We start from the raw sequence: 1,157 nt of genomic DNA on the forward strand, positions 1-1,157 counted from the left end.
GGGGCGCGCCTGGCCACAGCGGGTCTGGGCGGTCGAAGGCGCGGGCGGCATCGGCAAGCTCCCCCGCACGCGGGAGGTGCCCCCACTGGCCCAACGCTTGGTCGCCGACGGCGAGCAGGTGCTGGACGTGCCGGCGAAGCTGTCCGCGCGGGCGCGGGTGTTCTCCACCGGGCAGGGCCGCAAGACCGACGTCACCGATGCGCACTCCATCGCCCTGGTCGCCTTGCGAACTCCCGTCCTGCGTCGGGTCGAGGTTGATGCCGAGAACGTCGCGCTGCGTCTGCTGGTCGATCGCCGCGATGAGCTGGGAGTGGCTCGCAGTCAGTTGATCAATCGCATCCACAAGTTGCTGCTGGAGTTGCTGCCCGGCGGGGCCAAGGTCTTCCTAACTGCGCCGCAGGCCAAAGCACTGCTGGCCACCGTCCGCCCGCGCGACATCGTCGGGCGGACCCGGCGGTCGCTGGCGGCGGAGAAGATCGCCGAGCTGGCGGTGATCGACAAGAAGATCAAGGCGGCGAAGAAGGAACTGACCGAGCTGATCACTGCGACCGGCTCGGGTCTGCTGCAGTTGAACGGCATCGGCCCGTCAGGCGCTGCTCGGTTGCTCGGCGATGTCGGGGACATCGCACGCTTTCCGACCAAGGCGCATTTCGCGTCCTGGAACGGCACCGCGCCGATCGACGCCTCCAGCGGCGACAACAACCGCCACCGCCTGTCGCGCTCGGGCAACCGGCGCATCAACCGGGTCCTGCACATCATGGCGATCGTGCAGATGCGCCACGACACCGAGGGGCGGGCGTACTACCGGCGCAAGCTGGCGGCGGGCAAGACGTCGATGGAGGCCATCCGCTGCCTCAAGCGGCGGTTGTCGGACGTGGTTTACCGGCAGATGGTCGCCGACGCGCAGGCCACCACGAGCCTGGCCGAGCCGGAGGTGGGCATCGTTGACGACGTTGCCGAGGTCCCGCCTGCCGAGGTGCTGCTGACGGGCCCGGGAGGACAAGCGGGGGCGGCTGCTGGCTCCAGCGCGACCGGCTCGGACCCCGGCGCCGGCTCTTCGGAGAAGTCACTTCCCGGACCCGCCACGTCCATCGTCGCCACGCGCCGACGAAGCCGCAAGAGCCCCGTTAGACCCCGCCCTTGACACAGAAGGGAGC

The 1,157-nt window shown here is 69.8% G+C and carries 1 protein-coding gene; it reads left to right on the plus strand.

The window, feature by feature from the left end; genetic code table 11:
- Positions 1-1,144, plus strand: a 1,144-nt coding sequence (locus ACRYR8_RS21180; protein ID WP_432486241.1) for an IS110 family RNA-guided transposase, incomplete at its 5' end; no start/stop codon positions are given.
- Positions 1,145-1,157 lie beyond the last annotated feature (13 nt).

This window comes from Kineococcus esterisolvens, from assembly GCF_050871405.1.
Classification (GTDB): Bacteria; Actinomycetota; Actinomycetes; order Actinomycetales; family Kineococcaceae; genus Kineococcus.